The sequence below is a fragment of the Caulobacter sp. FG7 genome (assembly GCF_057808875.1).
In genome coordinates this window covers 1-14,992 of sequence record NZ_JBMDIW010000042.1, presented here as the reverse complement: position 1 = coordinate 14,992, position 14,992 = coordinate 1, and the positions used below count along the sequence as shown (strand labels likewise).

13 protein-coding genes are annotated in these 14,992 nt (G+C 69.1%); 5 read left to right on the top strand and 8 right to left on the bottom strand.

Annotation, left to right across the window (positions count from 1 at the left end; all coding sequences use genetic code 11):
- Positions 1–17: 17 nt before the first annotated feature.
- A complete protein-coding gene (locus tag ACODR1_RS23295; protein ID WP_488882565.1) occupies positions 18–1,340 on the bottom strand; it encodes an Hsp70 family protein in 1,323 nt (440 codons plus the stop codon).
- A gap of 154 nt (positions 1,341–1,494) precedes the next feature.
- Here ACODR1_RS23295 and ACODR1_RS23290 point away from each other — a divergent pair, with 154 nt between their 5' ends.
- A complete protein-coding gene (locus ACODR1_RS23290; protein WP_488882564.1) occupies positions 1,495–3,315 on the top strand; it encodes a methyl-accepting chemotaxis protein in 1,821 nt (606 codons plus the stop codon).
- Positions 3,316–3,318: 3 nt separating this feature from the next.
- Here ACODR1_RS23290 and ACODR1_RS23285 read toward each other — a convergent pair whose 3' ends face one another.
- Together ACODR1_RS23285 and ACODR1_RS23280 are read right to left on the bottom strand one after the other, a co-directional pair.
- On the bottom strand, positions 3,319–3,600 hold the full coding sequence (locus ACODR1_RS23285; RefSeq protein ID WP_488882563.1) for a type II toxin-antitoxin system RelE/ParE family toxin: 282 nt from the start codon (positions 3,598–3,600) through the stop codon (positions 3,319–3,321).
- Positions 3,597–3,845 (bottom strand): hypothetical protein, encoded by a 249-nt coding sequence (locus ACODR1_RS23280; RefSeq protein ID WP_488882562.1) that lies wholly within the window; start codon positions 3,843–3,845, stop codon positions 3,597–3,599. The genes ACODR1_RS23285 and ACODR1_RS23280 overlap by 4 nt, the downstream gene beginning before the upstream one ends.
- Positions 3,846–3,948: 103 nt before the next feature.
- On the opposite strand from ACODR1_RS23280, the gene ACODR1_RS23275 reads away from it, so the two are divergent.
- The gene (locus tag ACODR1_RS23275) at positions 3,949–5,127 is read left to right on the top strand and encodes a BaiN/RdsA family NAD(P)/FAD-dependent oxidoreductase (protein WP_488882561.1); all 1,179 of its coding nucleotides are present in this window, start codon (positions 3,949–3,951) and stop codon (positions 5,125–5,127) included.
- Positions 5,128–5,266: 139 nt separating this feature from the next.
- On the opposite strand, the gene ACODR1_RS23270 is transcribed toward ACODR1_RS23275, so the two are convergent.
- The 3 genes from ACODR1_RS23270 to arsC all read right to left on the bottom strand — a co-directional run bounded on the left by ACODR1_RS23270 (position 5,267) and on the right by arsC (position 9,323).
- Positions 5,267–7,402 carry a DEAD/DEAH box helicase gene (locus ACODR1_RS23270; protein WP_488882560.1) on the bottom strand — a complete coding sequence of 712 codons (2,136 nt, stop codon included), beginning with the start codon at positions 7,400–7,402 and terminating at the stop codon, positions 5,267–5,269.
- 321 nt (positions 7,403–7,723) lie between these two features.
- Positions 7,724–8,764, bottom strand: coding sequence for a substrate-binding domain-containing protein (locus ACODR1_RS23265; protein ID WP_488882559.1), 1,041 nt, complete (start codon positions 8,762–8,764; stop codon positions 7,724–7,726).
- Positions 8,765–8,939: 175 nt separating this feature from the next.
- The gene (gene arsC, locus ACODR1_RS23260) at positions 8,940–9,323 is read right to left on the bottom strand and encodes an arsenate reductase (glutaredoxin) (protein WP_488882558.1); all 384 of its coding nucleotides are present in this window, start codon (positions 9,321–9,323) and stop codon (positions 8,940–8,942) included.
- A gap of 140 nt (positions 9,324–9,463) precedes the next feature.
- Between arsC and ACODR1_RS23255 the strand changes: the two genes are divergently transcribed.
- On the top strand, positions 9,464–9,616 hold the full coding sequence (locus ACODR1_RS23255) for a hypothetical protein (protein WP_154112613.1): 153 nt from the start codon (positions 9,464–9,466) through the stop codon (positions 9,614–9,616).
- On the opposite strand, the gene ACODR1_RS23250 is transcribed toward ACODR1_RS23255, so the two are convergent.
- The gene (locus ACODR1_RS23250) at positions 9,613–10,707 is read right to left on the bottom strand and encodes a serine hydrolase domain-containing protein (protein ID WP_488882557.1); all 1,095 of its coding nucleotides are present in this window, start codon (positions 10,705–10,707) and stop codon (positions 9,613–9,615) included. The two genes, ACODR1_RS23255 and ACODR1_RS23250, sit on opposite strands and share 4 nt — an antisense overlap.
- A 268-nt stretch (positions 10,708–10,975) precedes the next feature.
- On the opposite strand from ACODR1_RS23250, the gene ACODR1_RS23245 reads away from it, so the two are divergent.
- The gene (locus ACODR1_RS23245) at positions 10,976–11,770 is read left to right on the top strand and encodes an IclR family transcriptional regulator domain-containing protein (protein ID WP_488882556.1); all 795 of its coding nucleotides are present in this window, start codon (positions 10,976–10,978) and stop codon (positions 11,768–11,770) included.
- A gap of 17 nt (positions 11,771–11,787) precedes the next feature.
- Here the strand turns inward: ACODR1_RS23245 and ACODR1_RS23240 are convergent, their stop codons facing one another.
- Positions 11,788–13,038 carry an MFS transporter gene (locus ACODR1_RS23240; protein ID WP_488882555.1) on the bottom strand — a complete coding sequence of 417 codons (1,251 nt, stop codon included), beginning with the start codon at positions 13,036–13,038 and terminating at the stop codon, positions 11,788–11,790.
- 179 nt (positions 13,039–13,217) lie between these two features.
- Between ACODR1_RS23240 and ACODR1_RS23235 the strand changes: the two genes are divergently transcribed.
- Positions 13,218–14,741 (top strand): aldehyde dehydrogenase family protein, encoded by a 1,524-nt coding sequence (locus ACODR1_RS23235; protein WP_488882554.1) that lies wholly within the window; start codon positions 13,218–13,220, stop codon positions 14,739–14,741.
- The last annotated feature ends 251 nt before the right edge of the window (positions 14,742–14,992 follow it).

Sequence of the window (14,992 nt, the reverse complement as noted above, 5' to 3'; positions counted from 1 at the left end):
GGAGGTTCCAGAGGGCTTCAGCCCGGCGCCCGCTCGCTCCAGAGGTCGAGGTCCGTCTCGTGCCCGATCAGCGCCAGGCCCGAGGCGATAGACTCGAACTCGCCGCCGCTCTCGATCCGTTCGGCGCCGAACCGGCGCAGGAAGATATCGCGCACCGCCGGCACGAACGAGGAGCCGCCGGTCAGGAACACCCGGTCCACGTCTTGCGCCGTCAGGCCCGAGCGCTCCAGCGCCTGGTCGACGGCCGTCTCGATGGCCTTCAGTTCCGGCGCGATCCAGCCTTCGAACTCGCTGCGCGCCACGTCGCGCTCGATGACCACCGAGCCGGCCTTGAACGAGAACCGCGCCGCTTCCTGGCCCGACAGCGCCTCCTTCAGGCCCGAGACCGAGCGGTAGAGGGCGTAGCCGTGGTTGTCGTCCAGCACCTCGATCAGGCGGGCGATCTTCTCGGGCTCCACCGCCGTGCGCTCCAGGGCGCGGATGTCGCGCATGTCCTTGGAGGCCCGCAGCATGGCCAGTTGATCCCAGCGGGCGAAGGCGGTGTAGTAGCGCTGCGGGATCGGCAGGCGGCTGGACATGGCCTTGTAGAGGCTGCCCTTGCCGAGCTCCGGCGACACCACGTTGTCGATGATCCGGTAGTCGAAGGCGTCGCCGGCCACGCCGACGCCCGAACGCGCCAGGGGCACGGACCGCAGTTGGCCGCCTTGGCGTTCGAAGCGCACGATCGAGAAGTCGCTGGTGCCGCCGCCGAAGTCGGCCACCAGCACCGTGGCGTCCTCCTTCAGCTGGCGGGCGAAGAAGAAGGCCGCGCCGACCGGTTCGTGGGCGTAGCGGATGTCGGAAAAGCCCAGGCGCTCGAAAGCAGCTTCGTAGCGCTTGAGGGCCAGGTTCTCGTCGGGATTGCCGCCGGCGAAGGTCACAGGCCGGCCAACGATCACTCGCGGCGGCAGGTCGGCCATCTGGCCCTGCGCATGGTCGCGCAGCTTGAACAGGAAAGCCGCCAGCAGGTCCTCGAACAGGTAGCGCTTGTCGAGGATCTTGGTCTCGGTGAAGGCCGCGCTGGCCGCGAACGTCTTGAACGACTGGACGAAGCGCGTTTCCAGCGGGTCCTCGACATAAGCCTCGATGGCCCAGGGGCCGGCCTCGATGACGCGTTCGGTCGGACGGCCGTCCGGGCCGGCCATCGAATGGAAGCTCAGGGCCGAGCGGAAGGCGAAGATGTCCTTCTCGCCGACGGGAAAGCGCACCAGGCGCGCGGGGCCTTGGCCGTCGGCGATGGCGACGACGGTGTTGGTGGTGCCAAAATCGATGCCGATCGTCGGCTGGACGGCGGACGTCATGGGAAAGCTCGGGCCGGGGAGGGGGTCGTGCGTCCTACAGCCGTGAGCGCAGGGGTCAAGCGACTTAACGGGGTTTTTACGTCGCAGCCGAAAAACTGCGTTCGACTACCGCGAATCCGGCGCGGACCAGACAAACATCCGGGGGGAAACGAACATGAAGCTCGACGATCTCAAGATCGCGTCGAAGGTCGCCCTGCCGGCCGTGGTGCTGGGCGCGGCCGTGCTTGGCTGCACGGGCCTGGGCGTCTGGCAGCAGAAGAGCCTGGACGCCGCCACCAGCCGTCTCGTCGAGCACCGCGCCCCCGCCGAGGTGCAGTCGGCCCGCTTCAGCCGGCGCCTGGCCATGATGGGTCACGCCGCTCACCGCACGGTCACCTACGACGCCGCCTCGCCGGAAGCCCAGGCCGCCTCCAAGGAGCTCGACAAGGTCTATGCCGAGGGCAAGGACAGCCTCGACAAGATGACCGGCTTTGACCCGGCGATCACCGAGAAGGCCGAGGGCTTCCGCGCCCGCATCGACGCCCTGTACGCCGAGGCGCGGGGCGCGGCCGACAAAGGCTTGGCCAGCGATGACACCGGTGCCATGGCGCATCTGGCCGTCATGGATCCGGCAATCGACAGCCTCGCCAAGGACGTAAAGGCCTGGGGCGACGGCTATCACGAGGAAACCGACGCCATGGTCACGGCCGCGCGGGCCGAGGCCGAGCGCGGCGTGCTGCTGACGCTGCTGTTCGGCGTGGCCGCCGCCCTGGGCGGCGTGGCCTTTGCCTTGTGGATCGGGGCGGTGAAGATTTCGCGGCCGGTGGCCGGGCTTTCTCGCGCCATGAACGACCTGGCCGAAGGGCGCCTGGAAACCGCCGTGGCGGGCGCTGGCCGCCGCGACGAAGTCGGGCTGATGGCCAAGGCCGTGCAGGTCTTCAAGGACAACGCTCTTGCCCTCAAGAGCGCCCAGGCCGAGCAGGCCCGCTCGCGCGCCGCCGGCGACGAGGAGCGGGGCCGCAACGAACAGGCCCGCGAGGCCGCCGCCCGCGAGCAGGCCTTCGTCATGGAGGCCATCGCGCAGGGCCTGTCGCGCCTGTCGCGCGGCGACCTGACGGTGCGGGTCACCGAGGCCTTCCCCGACGGCTATCGCCAACTGCGCGACGACTTCAACGTCGCCATGGGTCACCTGGACGAGGCCATGGGCCAGATCCTGGCCGCCGTCGACGGCATCGGCCGGGGCTCGGACGAGATCGCCGCCGCCGCCGACCAGACCGCTCGCCGCAGCGAGCAGCAGGCCGCTGGCCTGGAAGAGACCGCCGCGGCCCTCGACGAGATCACCGCCACCGTTCGCCGCGCCTCTCATGGCGCGGGCGAGGCCGCGAAAGTCGTTGGGTCGGCCCGTGGCGACGCCGAGCGGTCGGGACAGGTGGTGCGCGGCGCCGTCGAGGCCATGACCGGAATCGAAAGCTCTTCCCGCCAGATCGGCCAGATCATTGGCGTCATCGACGAAATCGCCTTCCAGACCAACCTCCTGGCACTCAATGCGGGGGTGGAAGCCGCCCGGGCCGGAGAGGCGGGACGCGGCTTCGCCGTCGTCGCCCAGGAAGTGCGCGCACTGGCCCAGCGCAGCGCTGACGCGGCCAAGGAGATCAAGACCCTGATCTCGACCTCGGCCCGCCAGGTCGACGAGGGCGTCAAGCTGGTCGGCCAGACCGGCGAGGCGCTGGAAGGCATCGTCTTCAAGGTCGGCGAGATCGACGCCCTGGTGCGCGAACTGGCCGCCTCGGCCAGCGAGCAGGCCACGAGCCTCAACGAGGTCAATTCGGCGGTGAACCAGATGGACCAAGGCGTGCAGCAGAACGCCGCCATGGTCGAGGAAGCCAACGCCGTCGCCCACGCCCTCAAGAGCGAGATCGTCGGTCTGGTCGAGATGACTGGGCGGTTCCGGGTGTCGGCCACGAGGGAGGCGCGGAGCTACCGGATGGCGGGGTAGGGATCAGCGCTCGCGGGCGTGCTTGATGCGGGTCACGGTGACGTCGAGCGCTCGGATGCGATATCGGATGACGTATCCGGAGTCGCCGAAGCGCACGTTGATTTGACGAAGATCGGGGTTCTCCGCCGGGCGCCCCCGTTCGGCATGCTCACCAAGAGAAAGGAGTGCGCTCTTTAGGGCGTCCATGGCGCGGCTGGCGGCGTCGGGGCTCTTCTGCGCCAGAAAATCCTCGAGCCTCAACAGGTCACGGCGGGCCAACCCGGTCAGCCGTACGGTGCGCTTCATTTCCGCTGGGCTTGCTTGGCTTCGACGTTCGTGCGCAGTTCGGCCATGACCTCCTCGACGGAGTAAGACACCCCGGTGCGGTCAAATTCCTGAAGTGCCGCGATGTCCTCGGCCCAATCATCGTCGATCGCCTGGTCGATGGCGTTGATGGCGAAAGCTTCCGGCGTCACGCCGGCTGCTTCGGCGGCTGCGCGTAGGCGCTCGGCGCGTTCGGGATCGAGGTGGATGTCAGCGCCGTCGGCCATGGCTTGAGGATCGCTCCGCCGCGACAGGGCGTCAACGTGCGGTTCGCATTGACATTTGGCCCGCGCACCCGTCCTTGGCGCGCTCAATCGAAAGGGCCGGGTCTTGGAACAGTTCGACGTCGTGGTGCTGGGGGCCGGTGCGGCCGGCATGATGTGCGCCATCGAGGCCGGCAAGCGCGGACGCACGGTGCTGATCGTCGACCACGCCAAGGCGGCCGGCGAGAAGATCCGCATCAGCGGCGGCGGCCGCTGCAACTTCACCAACGTCGGCACGACGCCGGCCAACTTTCTGTCGGCCAACCCGAAGTTCTGCGTCTCGGCCCTGCGCCGCTACCGGCCAGCGGACTTCATCAATCTCGTGCGCAAGTACGGCATCGATTTCCACGAAAAGACCCTCGGCCAACTGTTCTGCGACAGTTCGGCAAAGGACATCATCGCCATGCTGCTGGATCAAATGGACCAAGCTGGCGTGATCCTGCGCCTGGAGACCACGATCCAGGGCGTCGACAAGCAGGGCGAGGGTTTCGTCGTCGAGCTGTCGAGCGGCCCGGTCGCCTGCACCTCGCTGGTGGTGGCCACCGGCGGCAAGTCGATCCCGAAGATGGGTGCGACCGGCGTCGGCTACGACATCGCCCGCGAGTTCGGCCTGGCCATCATCGAGCCGCGTCCGGCCCTTGTGCCGCTGACCTTCGAGGCCCGGACGCTCGAGCGGCTTTCGCCGCTGTCGGGCGTGTCGGTCGACGCCGTGGTCGCCAGCGGCAAGACCAAGTTCCGCGAGGGCATGCTGTTCACCCATCGAGGCCTGTCGGGCCCGTCGATCCTGCAGATCTCGTCCTACTGGCGCGAGGGCGGCGAGATCACGGTCGACATGGCCCCTGGCGTCGACGTGTTCGCCACCCTGAAGGCCGAGCGCTCGGCCAACGGCCGCCGCGCGCTGCACACGGTGCTGGGCGAGATCGTGCCCAAGCGCCTGGCGCAGAAGATCGTCGAGGACGAGGCGATCACCGGCAACATCGCCGACTGTTCGGACAAGGTGCTGGCTCGTGTGGCCAGCGTCGTCAACGCCTGGACCTTCAAGCCTGTCGGCTCGGAAGGCTATCGCACGGCCGAGGTCACGCTCGGCGGGATCGACACCGACGGCCTGGATTCACGCTCGATGGAGACCAAGGCCGTGCCTGGCCTCTATTTCATCGGCGAGGTGGTCGACGTCACCGGCTGGCTCGGCGGCTACAATTTCCAGTGGGCCTGGGCCTCGGGCTGGTGCGCGGGGCAGGCCGTATAGGATCCTCTCCCTCTGGGAGAAGTGTCCGCGAAGCGGACGGAGAGGGCAGTGCGCCAGGCTCTCCGTCTGGGCGCGGGTGGAGTGCGATCACTCCCGATAAACGATGGGCCGCCTCTCGAAGGAGAGGCGGCCCATGCCATTACTTCTTCTTGAACGGCTTCGGCTTGCCGCCGAATTCGCCCTTGGCCTTGAAGGGCTTGGGACCCTTGAACGCCGGCTTGTCGCCAAAGGCGGGCTTGGCCTTGTAGGGCTTGGCCGGGGCGTCGCCGAACGCCTTGGGCGCGCGCGGCTTGTATTCGCGCGGACCGTCGGCGTTGTCGCGGCCTTCGGCGCGCGGCTTGTAGGCCCGCTTCGGAGCGCCGTCGTTCTCGATCGGCGAGTAGGGGCGCGGGGCCTCGTCGCGATCGCGCGGCTTGAAGTCGCGCGGCGGGCGCGGCTTGTAGTCGCCCTTCGGCTCGTCGCCACGGCCGTACGGCTTGGCGCCGCTCACGCCATCGCGGTCGTAGCCGCCCTGACGCGGGGCGCGGGGCCCGCGGGGCGCGTCGTCATAGTTGCGCGGGCCGCGCGGCGGACGCGGCGAGTCGCCGTCGAAGTCACGCGGCGGGCGCGGTGCGCGCGGACCATCGCCGCGCGGAGCCGGAGCCGTGGTCGGAGTGATCTGGACGTCCTCGCGCACGGTGGTCTGCACCGCCGCGCCGAACTTCACCGCCGCCTCGGCCGAGATCTCGAACTTGGTGTCGTAGTCGAAGATCCGGATCGAGCCGATGTCCTTCTTGGTGATGTGGCCCTGGCGGCAGATCAGCGGGATCAGCCACTTCGGATCGGCGTTGCCCCGGCGGCCGACGCTGATGCGGAACCACTCCGAGCCGTCCATGCTGACGCGCGGTTCGCGTTCCGGGCGGTCGCCGAAGTCGCGGGGCTCTCGCGGCTCGCGCGAGCGCGGGCCCGGATCGGCGCCGTGGCGCGGATCGTCGTAGATTTCTTCCGGCGCCGGCAGCTTGGCGCGGCGGGTGCGGATCAGGGCCGCGGCGATCTCGGTCGGGGTGCGCTTGGCCAGCATGGCTTCAGCCAGGGCCAGGTCTTCCTCGTTGGTGGCTTCCAGGAAGATCGGATCGTCGAGCAGGCGCTCGGTGTCCTTGGCGCGGATCTCGTCGGCGCTCGGGGCGCCGCCCCAGACGCCTTCGACGCCGGCGGCGAACAGCAGCTGTTCGGCCTTGCGGCGGCGGGTATAGGGCACGACGAGCGCCGAGACGCCCTTCTTGCCGGCGCGGCCCGTGCGGCCCGAACGGTGCAGCAGGGTGGCCTTGTTGACCGGCAGTTCGGCGTGGATGACGAGGCCGAGGTCCGGCAGGTCGAGGCCGCGGGCGGCGACGTCGGTGGCGACGCAGACGCGGGCATGGCCGTCGCGCAGAGCCTGCAGGGCGTCGGCGCGTTCACGCTGGCTCAGTTCGCCGGAGAGGCCGACGACGGCGAAGCCGCGCTCGCGCAGCTTGCTGTGCAGCGAGCGGACGCTTTCGCGGGTGTTGGCGAACACCAGGGCGCCGGGGCTTTCGAAGTAGCGCAGCAGGTTGACGACCGCGTGTTCGGTCTCGTTCGGCGCCACGCGCACGGCGCGGTACTCGATGTCGCGGTGCGGCTCGTTGCGGTCGATGGTGTCGATGCGCAGGGCGTCGTTCTGGTAGTTCTTGGCCAGGGCGATGATGTCGCGCGCCAGGGTGGCCGAGAACAGCAGGGTGCGGCGCTCGGGCGGAGCGGCGTCGAGAATGAACTCGAGGTCTTCGCGGAAGCCCATGTCGAGCATCTCGTCGGCCTCGTCGAGGACGGCGACCTTCAACTCCGACAGGTCCAGGTGACCGCGCTCGATGTGGTCGCGCAGACGGCCCGGGGTGCCGACGACGATGTGGGCGCCGAAGTTCAGGGCGCGCTGTTCACGACGGGCGTCCATGCCGCCGACGCAGTTGACGACCGTGGCGCCGGCCTGGGCGTAGAGCCACTCCAGTTCGCGATTGACCTGCATGGCCAGTTCGCGGGTCGGGGCGATGACCAGGGCCATCGGCAGGCCGGCCTTGGGCAGGCGCTCGGCGTCGCCCAGAAGGGTCGGGGCGGCGGCCAGGCCGAAGGCCACGGTCTTGCCCGAGCCGGTCTGGGCGCTGACCAGCAGGTCGCGGCCTTCGGCGTCGGCTTCCAGCACGGCGGCTTGGACGGGGGTGGGCTCGGCGTAACCCTGAGCGGCGAGGGCCCGCTCGAGAGCGGGGTGGGAGGCGGGGAAGGGCATCTTGGTCCAGTTCGTTCCTGCAGGCGGCGCGCACACAAAAACGCCCGCGGCCTGCGCCACGACCAAATTACGACCCCGTTGTCCCGGACCCGTCTGATTGGTCACTTGTCATGAAAATAAACCTCTCCAGCCGCCAAAACGAGGCGTTTGAGCCAGCGAGGAAATCTGCAAGGGCGCGTTAAGACGCCAAACCGCCGAAAAAGGCAAGGGGCGGCCGACGATTAGCGCCGACTGCGGCGCTTTGGCCGCAGGGGTTGTCAAAGGAAAACGCCCCGCCCGGAGGTCCGGACGGGGCGTCTTTCAAGGTCTTGATCGAGCCGATCAGGCCTTCGGCGGAGCCATCAGGGTCAGCTTGCTGGCTGCGCCCTTGGCGGCTTCGTGCTGCGCCGGCGGCAGCGGGATCAGGCCGCGGCCCTGCAGGTAGCCGCCGCGACCGGTCGCGGCGTCGGAGACGAATTCGCTCAGGAACTCCTTCAGGCCCGGCGTCACGCCGACCTGGCCCTTCTTCACGTAGATGAAGAGCGAGCGCGACACGGGATAGCTGCCGTTGGCGATGGTCTGCGGCGTGGGCTTCACGCCGTTGACGCTGGCGCCCTTGATGACGTTGGCGTTCTCTTCGAGGAACGAGAAGCCGAACACGCCCAGCGCGCCAGGGGTCTTGGTCAGGGTGCCGACGATGGCGTTGTCGTTCTCGCCGGCGTCGATCCAGGCGCCGTCCTTGCGCATCGGGTCGACCTTGGCCTTGAAGCCCTTCTCGTCGCTGTCGTGCAGCGCCTTGGCGGTCGGGAACTTCTTGGCGCCGCCTTCGATGGCCAGCTCGACCCAGGCGTCGCGGGTGCCCGAGGTGGGCGGCGGGCCGTAGACGAGGATGCGGTTGGCCGGCAGGCCGGCGCCGACGTCCTTCCAGGTCTTGTAGGGGTTGTTCACGAACTGGCCGCCGCGCAGGGCGTTCTGGGCCAGGCCCAGGTACAGGTGTTCGAGCTTGAAGTTGTAGTCGGGCGACTTCTTGTCCATCGCGATGACGATGCCGTCGAAGCCGATCTTGATCTCGACGATGTCCTTGACGCCCTTGGCCTTGCAGGCCTCGTACTCGGACTTCTTCATCGGACGCGAGGCGTTGGCGATGTCGGGGAAGCCTTCGCCCATGCCGCCGCAGAACATCTTGATGCCGCCGCCGGTGCCGAGGCTCTCGACCTTGGGCGACTTCTTGCCGGTCTTCTTGGCGAAGTTCTCGGCGACGCGGGTGCTGAACGGGAAGACGGTCGACGAGCCGGCGGCCCAGACGTAGTCGCGGGCGGCGTGGGCGCTGGGAGCCAGGGCCAGCAGGCCGAGCGCGGCGGCGGCTCCGAGGAAGGCTTTCATGGACGACATCCTGATGGTCGGCTTGGGGCCATTGGAATCTTGGACGTGTCGGGCGGACCCTTCGGGGGAACGGTCTCCGACCTCGTCACCGCAGATTAGCGGTGGCGAGGCCGGCTATTTGTCACAGTTCGGCGACAGATTTGCGACAGGCGGCAGGTAAACGTCCGACCACGGATCAGGATGCGTCCACCGGAGGCTGGCGGTCGAGGATCTCCAGCACCTTTTCCTTGGGGCGCGCCAGCACCGCACCCTTGGGCGTGACCACGATGGGGCGCTCGACCAGGATCGGGTGCTCGACCATGGCCGCCAGGATCGCGTCGTCGGCGGCGGCCGGATCGGTCAGGCCCAGTTCTTCGGCCGGCGTGCCCTTGACGCGCAGCAGGCCGCGGGCGCCGAGGCCGGTGCGGGCGGCCAGGTCTTTCAACTGCTCGAGCGTCCAGCCGGCCTTCAGGTACTCGACCACGGTCGGCGCGTAGCCGGCGGCTTCGATGATGGCCAGGGTGTTGCGCGAGGTGCCGCACTTGGGATTGTGGAAGATGGTGACGGGGAAATCGGTCATGGCGGCCTCTCGATGGGGGTGAGAGGCTGATAGCAGGCGACGCGCGGACCGGCCATGTCGCGCGCGTCGCTCCAGAATAGTAGTTGCGATTCACTCTCAACAATGCGACTGGGACGCCCCGCCCGCAGAGGGAGCGCCCCATGCGCGACGACCGGGGTCTGGACGACCCGCCGCCCACGCTCGACGAACTGCTCTCCGAGCCCATCGTCCGCCTGCTGATGCGTCGCGACGGCGTGGAGGAGGGCGAGGTGCGCAAGCTGATCGCCCGGGTCGCCTCCAGCCGTCGGTCCTAGAGCCCTTTCAGGATCAGGTTGGGCAGGATGCTGTTGTCCCACTCGGGCGACTTGGGCGGATTGTCGCCGACCCGCAGGACGATCAGCCGCTTGGACGGCACGATGTAGACCACCTGGTTGGAGTTTCCGCAGAAGAGATAGAGGTCGTCAGCGGCGTAGGGCTCGCTGTGCAGGATCTTGGGCCAGGGCGTGTCGGGCGCGGCCCAGCCGCGGCGCTCCGCATAGGGGGCGCCGATATAGACGCCCAGGCCGTAGTGCGGGTTCTGCTCGGTCGGGGTGCGCATCTCTCCGACATAGCCCTCGGGCAGCAGGCGCTTTCCGGCATGGACGCCGTCGTCGATCAGCAGGATGGCCAGACGCAGCCAGCTTTCGGCCGGCAGCAGGATGCAGCAGCCCGAGTGCGCCAGGCCGCCCGGGCGGTCGACCCAGATCTGCCCCCCGGGCGCGTCGATGGGCCTTAGCACCTCTTCGGAGATGAACTCGGCGTAGCGGCGGCCGGTGGCGCGCTCGATGACCAGGGCCACCAGCTCGGAGGTGGCGTTGGCGTAGTCGTACCGGCTGCCCGGCGGGTTCACGAGCGGGTAGTCGTTGATCAGGATGTCGTCGTGGCGCGGGTGCAGATAGGCCCGGTTCAGCACGTTGGCCGGATCGGTGCTGAAGCCCTGCGGCAGGAAGCCGGTGCGCATGTCCAGCGTGTGGCGCACGAGAATGTCGGCCTTGGGCGTGCCCTTCCACTCGGTGATGAAGTCGGCCAGCGACTGGTCGAGCGACTTGATGACGCCCAGGTCCAGGGCGCGGCCGATGGCGACGGCCGTCAGCGGCTTGGCCAGCGACTTCGACGCCAGCAGGGACGGACGGGCGGCGCCGGCGAAGTAGGTCTCGCGTTCCAGCACGCCGTCGCGCCAGACCATGAAGGCCTTGGCGTTGCTTTGCTGGGCGTAAGCCTCGGCCGCATCGAGGGCGGCGGCGTCGATCGTGCTCGGCGCAGCGGCGGGAATCAGCGTGCGCCCGGCCGCGCCAGGCACGGGCTCGAGCGTGTCGTAAGTCTCCTGCGGCGCATTGGCGGCGGCCTGAAAGCGCTGAAGATACAAGGACTCGTCGGCTGACGTTACGGAAGTTTCAGCGCTCATTTCGGGCTCCGACGTTATGTGAGCCTGACCGTAAATCCACGAATTGCCACTTCGTTGACCGCGTGGTCAAATATCCGCCCTGCGAAAGAGCAGGCGACGCACAAAAGACGACTCCGACTGCTGCGGGGCTTCGTTGCGCTATCCGGCGAACGGATAGTCGGGACGTGGTTTCCGCCAGACCCCCGCCGCCGCGGTCTGGAGTTCGCGTGAATCTGGAGGAGGCGTTTCGATGGAAAAAGGTGTGCCGATCAGGGCCATCAGCCGCTGCATCTCGGTGCTGCAGGCGATCAACCGGCGTGGTTCGCTGTCGATGATGGAGATCGCCCAGACCTCGGGCGTTCCCTATCCGACGGCCTGCCGCATCGTGCAGACGCTGCTGCACGAGAAGCTGATCGAGCGGGAGCCGGCGCGGAAGCGCTATCGGCCGACCATGCTGGTGCAGTCGCTGTCGCACGGGTTCCAGGAGAGCGATCGCCTGGTGGCCTGCGCCCGCCCGCACATCGTCGACCTGACGGCCAAGGTGACCTGGCCGGTGTCGATCGCCACCCGGGTCGGCCAGCAGATGATGATCCGCGACTCGACGCACACGATGACGTCGCTGACGCTGAACAATTACTATCCGGGCTACACCCTGCCGATCCTGGAGAGCGCCGCGGGCAAGGCTTACCTCGCCTTCGCGTCGCCGGAGGAGCAGGCGGCGGTCCTGGAGGCCTATCGCAGCGGCGAGGGCCAGGTCGATCCGCTGACTTTGCAGTACGCGGAGTCCGGCGGCATGTTCTCCGACATCATCGAGGCGGGCGTGGCCACCAAGGGCCGCAACCCCTACACCGCCACCCCCGGCAAGACCTCGTCGATCGGCGCGCCGATCTTCAACAGCGAGGGCGTCTGCGGGGCGCTGGTGCTGGTGTTCTTCTCGTCGTCGATGAAGATGCCCGACGCCGTCAAGCAGTATGGCGACAAGCTGAAGATCGCCGCGGCGGCCATCAGCCGCGACCTGTCCGAGCCCCTGTCTCGCGCCGCCTAGCGGCGCGGGATGGCGTCTCAGGCCGTTTGTCTGGGCGTTTCCCATTGCGGATAGCGTCCCATCAGGAGGATCAGCGCGCCGCTGGCCACAAAGCCGGCGGCCGCGATCGCCAGGGCGCGGCAGTAGCCGCCGTCGTGGTCGTAGAGGGCGCCGATGCCGATCGCGCCGATCGGCACGCCCAGGGAGATCGCCACGCCTATCAGGGCATAGACGGCGCCGTAGGAGCGCATGCCGAAGTAGCGGGCGACGAAGAAGGCGGCGACGTCGACCTCGCCGCCCTGCGCCGCGCCGATCAGCAGCACCGCCAGCACGGCGAGCGGCCACTGGCCGTGTCCGATCGCCAGCAGGCCCACGCCCAGCGCCGGCAGCACCAGCGCGATGGCGGCCGGGATCGGGGCCCAGAAGCGGTCGACCGCCCAGCCGACGACGATCCGGCCCAGGGCGACCGAGACGGCCAGCAGGGCCACCAGCCAGCCAGCGGCCTGGGCGTCCAGGCCCTGGTCGGTGAGGATCGGCTGCAACTGGCTGATGACGCCGGTCAGGCCGGCGGTGGCCAGCAGGATGGCCAGGGCCAGGATCCAGAAGCGGCCGGTCTTCAGCGCCTGGCCGGCGGTCAGGCCGACCTGCGACACCTGCCGGGCGGCGGCGATCTCGCCCTCGGCCGCGCCTTGCTTGGCCAGCCAGCGGGGACGCTCCCACAGCGCCGCGAACACGGTGGGCAGGGCGACGAAAAGCGACAGCGCCGCCAACGTCGCGTAGCCGCCGCGCCAGCCGTGATGGGTGATGACGAAGTTCAGCAGCGGGGCGCTGAGCGCCGCGACCAGCGACACGCCGGTCAGCGTCAGGCCCAGCGACAGGCCGCGTCCCTTCTCGAACCAGGTGTTGACCGCCCGGGTGTAGCCGATCGGTCCGGTGCCGCTGCCCAGGATCACCAGCAGCGCGAAGAGACCGTAGAAGGCGCCCAGCGACGGCGGCATGGCCGCCAGCATCGCATAGACCGCCGCCAAGAGGCCGATGGAGACCATCGCCACCGGCCGCACGCCGACCTTGTCGATCAGCCAGCCCAGCACCGGGGCGACGAACAGGGCCGCCAGGGCCGCGCCTTGGGCCTGGGCGATCTGGCCGCGGGTCCAGCCGAGATCGGCCTGCAGGGCCTTCACGAACAGCGAGCCGACATACTGCTGCAGGCTGATGCCGCAGCCGACCCCAACGCCCGCCGCCAGCACCACGCGCCAGCCCCTGCGGAATTCGTCCCGAACCTCGCTCACGCGTCACGTCCCCCGCGCCAGCCGGCCCAAATGTCCCCAGTCGAGCATCCGACGGCGCGCGCGCGGCGCGCCATCGTTTCGCGCGGGCTGATCGACAGGCGGGGAGGGCGCGCGGCAAGGCGGCGGCCGGGCCGCCCCCGCTTCACAACAGATCCCAGTTTCTTCCGACGGAGTTTCCCATGGCGGACGCCAGCGACGCAGCGATCTTCGGCCCCTCGAAGGCGGCCCTGGCCTTTCTGGCGCAAACCCATGGCCAGTTGATCGGCGAGGCCTTCGTCGAGGGGCGCGGGCAGACCCTGATCGAGGTCAAGGACCCTGCCACCGAGCAGGTGATCGCCACGGTGCGGGCCAGTTCGGCCGAGGATCTCGACCTGGCCGTGGCGGCCGCGCGCAAAGCGTTCAAGGGCTGGAGCCGCACATCCGGCGCCGACCGGGCGCGGATCATGCTGCGCTTCGCCGACCTCCTGGAACGCGACGCCGACAAGCTGGCCGAGATCGAGACGCTGGAGAACGGCATGCCGATCGCGCTGTCGGGCGCGACCATCAAGGGCTTCTGCGCCGACTACGTGCGCTATTACGCGGGCCTGGCCACCAAGCTGGAGGGCTCGACCATCCCGGCCCGGGCCAACGGCCGCGAGGCGCTGGACCTCTTGGTCTATACGGTGCGCGAGCCGGTGGGCGTGGTCGGGGCGATCGTGCCGTGGAACGTGCCGGTGTCGATGATCATCCTGAAGCTGGCGCCGGCCCTGGCGTCGGGCTGCACCCTGGTGCTGAAGAGCGCCGAGGTGACCCCGCTGACCTCGATCCTGGTGGCGCGGCTGTGGCTGGAAGCCGGCGGCCCGCCCGGCGTGTTCAACCTGATCCACGGCCTGGGCCACGAGATCGGCGCGGCGCTGGTTTCCCATCCGGGCGTCGACAAGATCACCTTCACCGGCTCGACCGCCGTGGGCAAGGAGATCGTCCGCGCCGTCAGCCATGACCTCAAGCGCGTGACCCTGGAACTGGGCGGCAAGTCGCCCTTCGTGATCTTCCCCGACGCGGACCTGGCCGACGCCATCCCGTCGGCGGCCATGGCCTGCTTCTTCCTGTCGGGCCAGAACTGCATGGCCGGCACGCGCCTGTTCGTGCACGAGAAGGTGCTGGAGCCGGTGCTGGAGGGCCTGGCCCAGACGGCCGCTTACCTGAAGGTCGGGCCGGGCCTTGATCCCACGACGATGATCGGCCCGCTGGTTTCGGCCCGGCAGAAGGGCAGGGTGCTGGAGCATGTGGAGGCCGCCGCCGCCGAGGGCGCGCGCCTGGCCTATGCCGGCGGCGTTCCGGCCGGTCCGGGGCACTATGTGGCGCCGACCATCTATGCCGACGTCACCCCCGACATGCGCCTGGCGCGCGAGGAGGTGTTCGGGCCGGTGCTGGGCGTGCAGAGCTTCGGCGACGACGACGAGGCGCTGCTGTCGGCGATCAACGCCACGACCTACGGCCTGTCGGGCTCGGTCTGGACCAAGGACCTGTCGCGGGCCCACCGCATGGCCCGGGCCATCGACAGCGGCCAGGTGGGCGTCAACATCCACGCCGCCCTGAGCCCCGAGACCCCGTTCGGCGGCAACCGCCAGTCGGGCTGGGGGCGCGAGTTCGGGCGCGAAGGGATCGACTCGTACCTGAAGACCAAGGCGGTGAGCGTGAACCTGGGGGTGATCGCTGGGTGATGGCGGGGAACCTCCTCCCTGTGGGGGAGGCGATCGCGTCAGCGATCGGTGGGGGAGTTGGTGATGAGTTTCCGGCTTAGCGGAAGCTGAGAACGGCCCCCCTCCGTCCGCTTCGCGGCCACCTCCCCCGGAGGGGGAGGATTTTTGGGCGCAGCTCCGCGGCCTCGCGCCTTGGCTGCGAGTTGATCGAAGGGGGGCGGGGCGCCCGGGCGACGCCCGGAAGCTGTTTGAGCAAATACCGTTTCGACGAA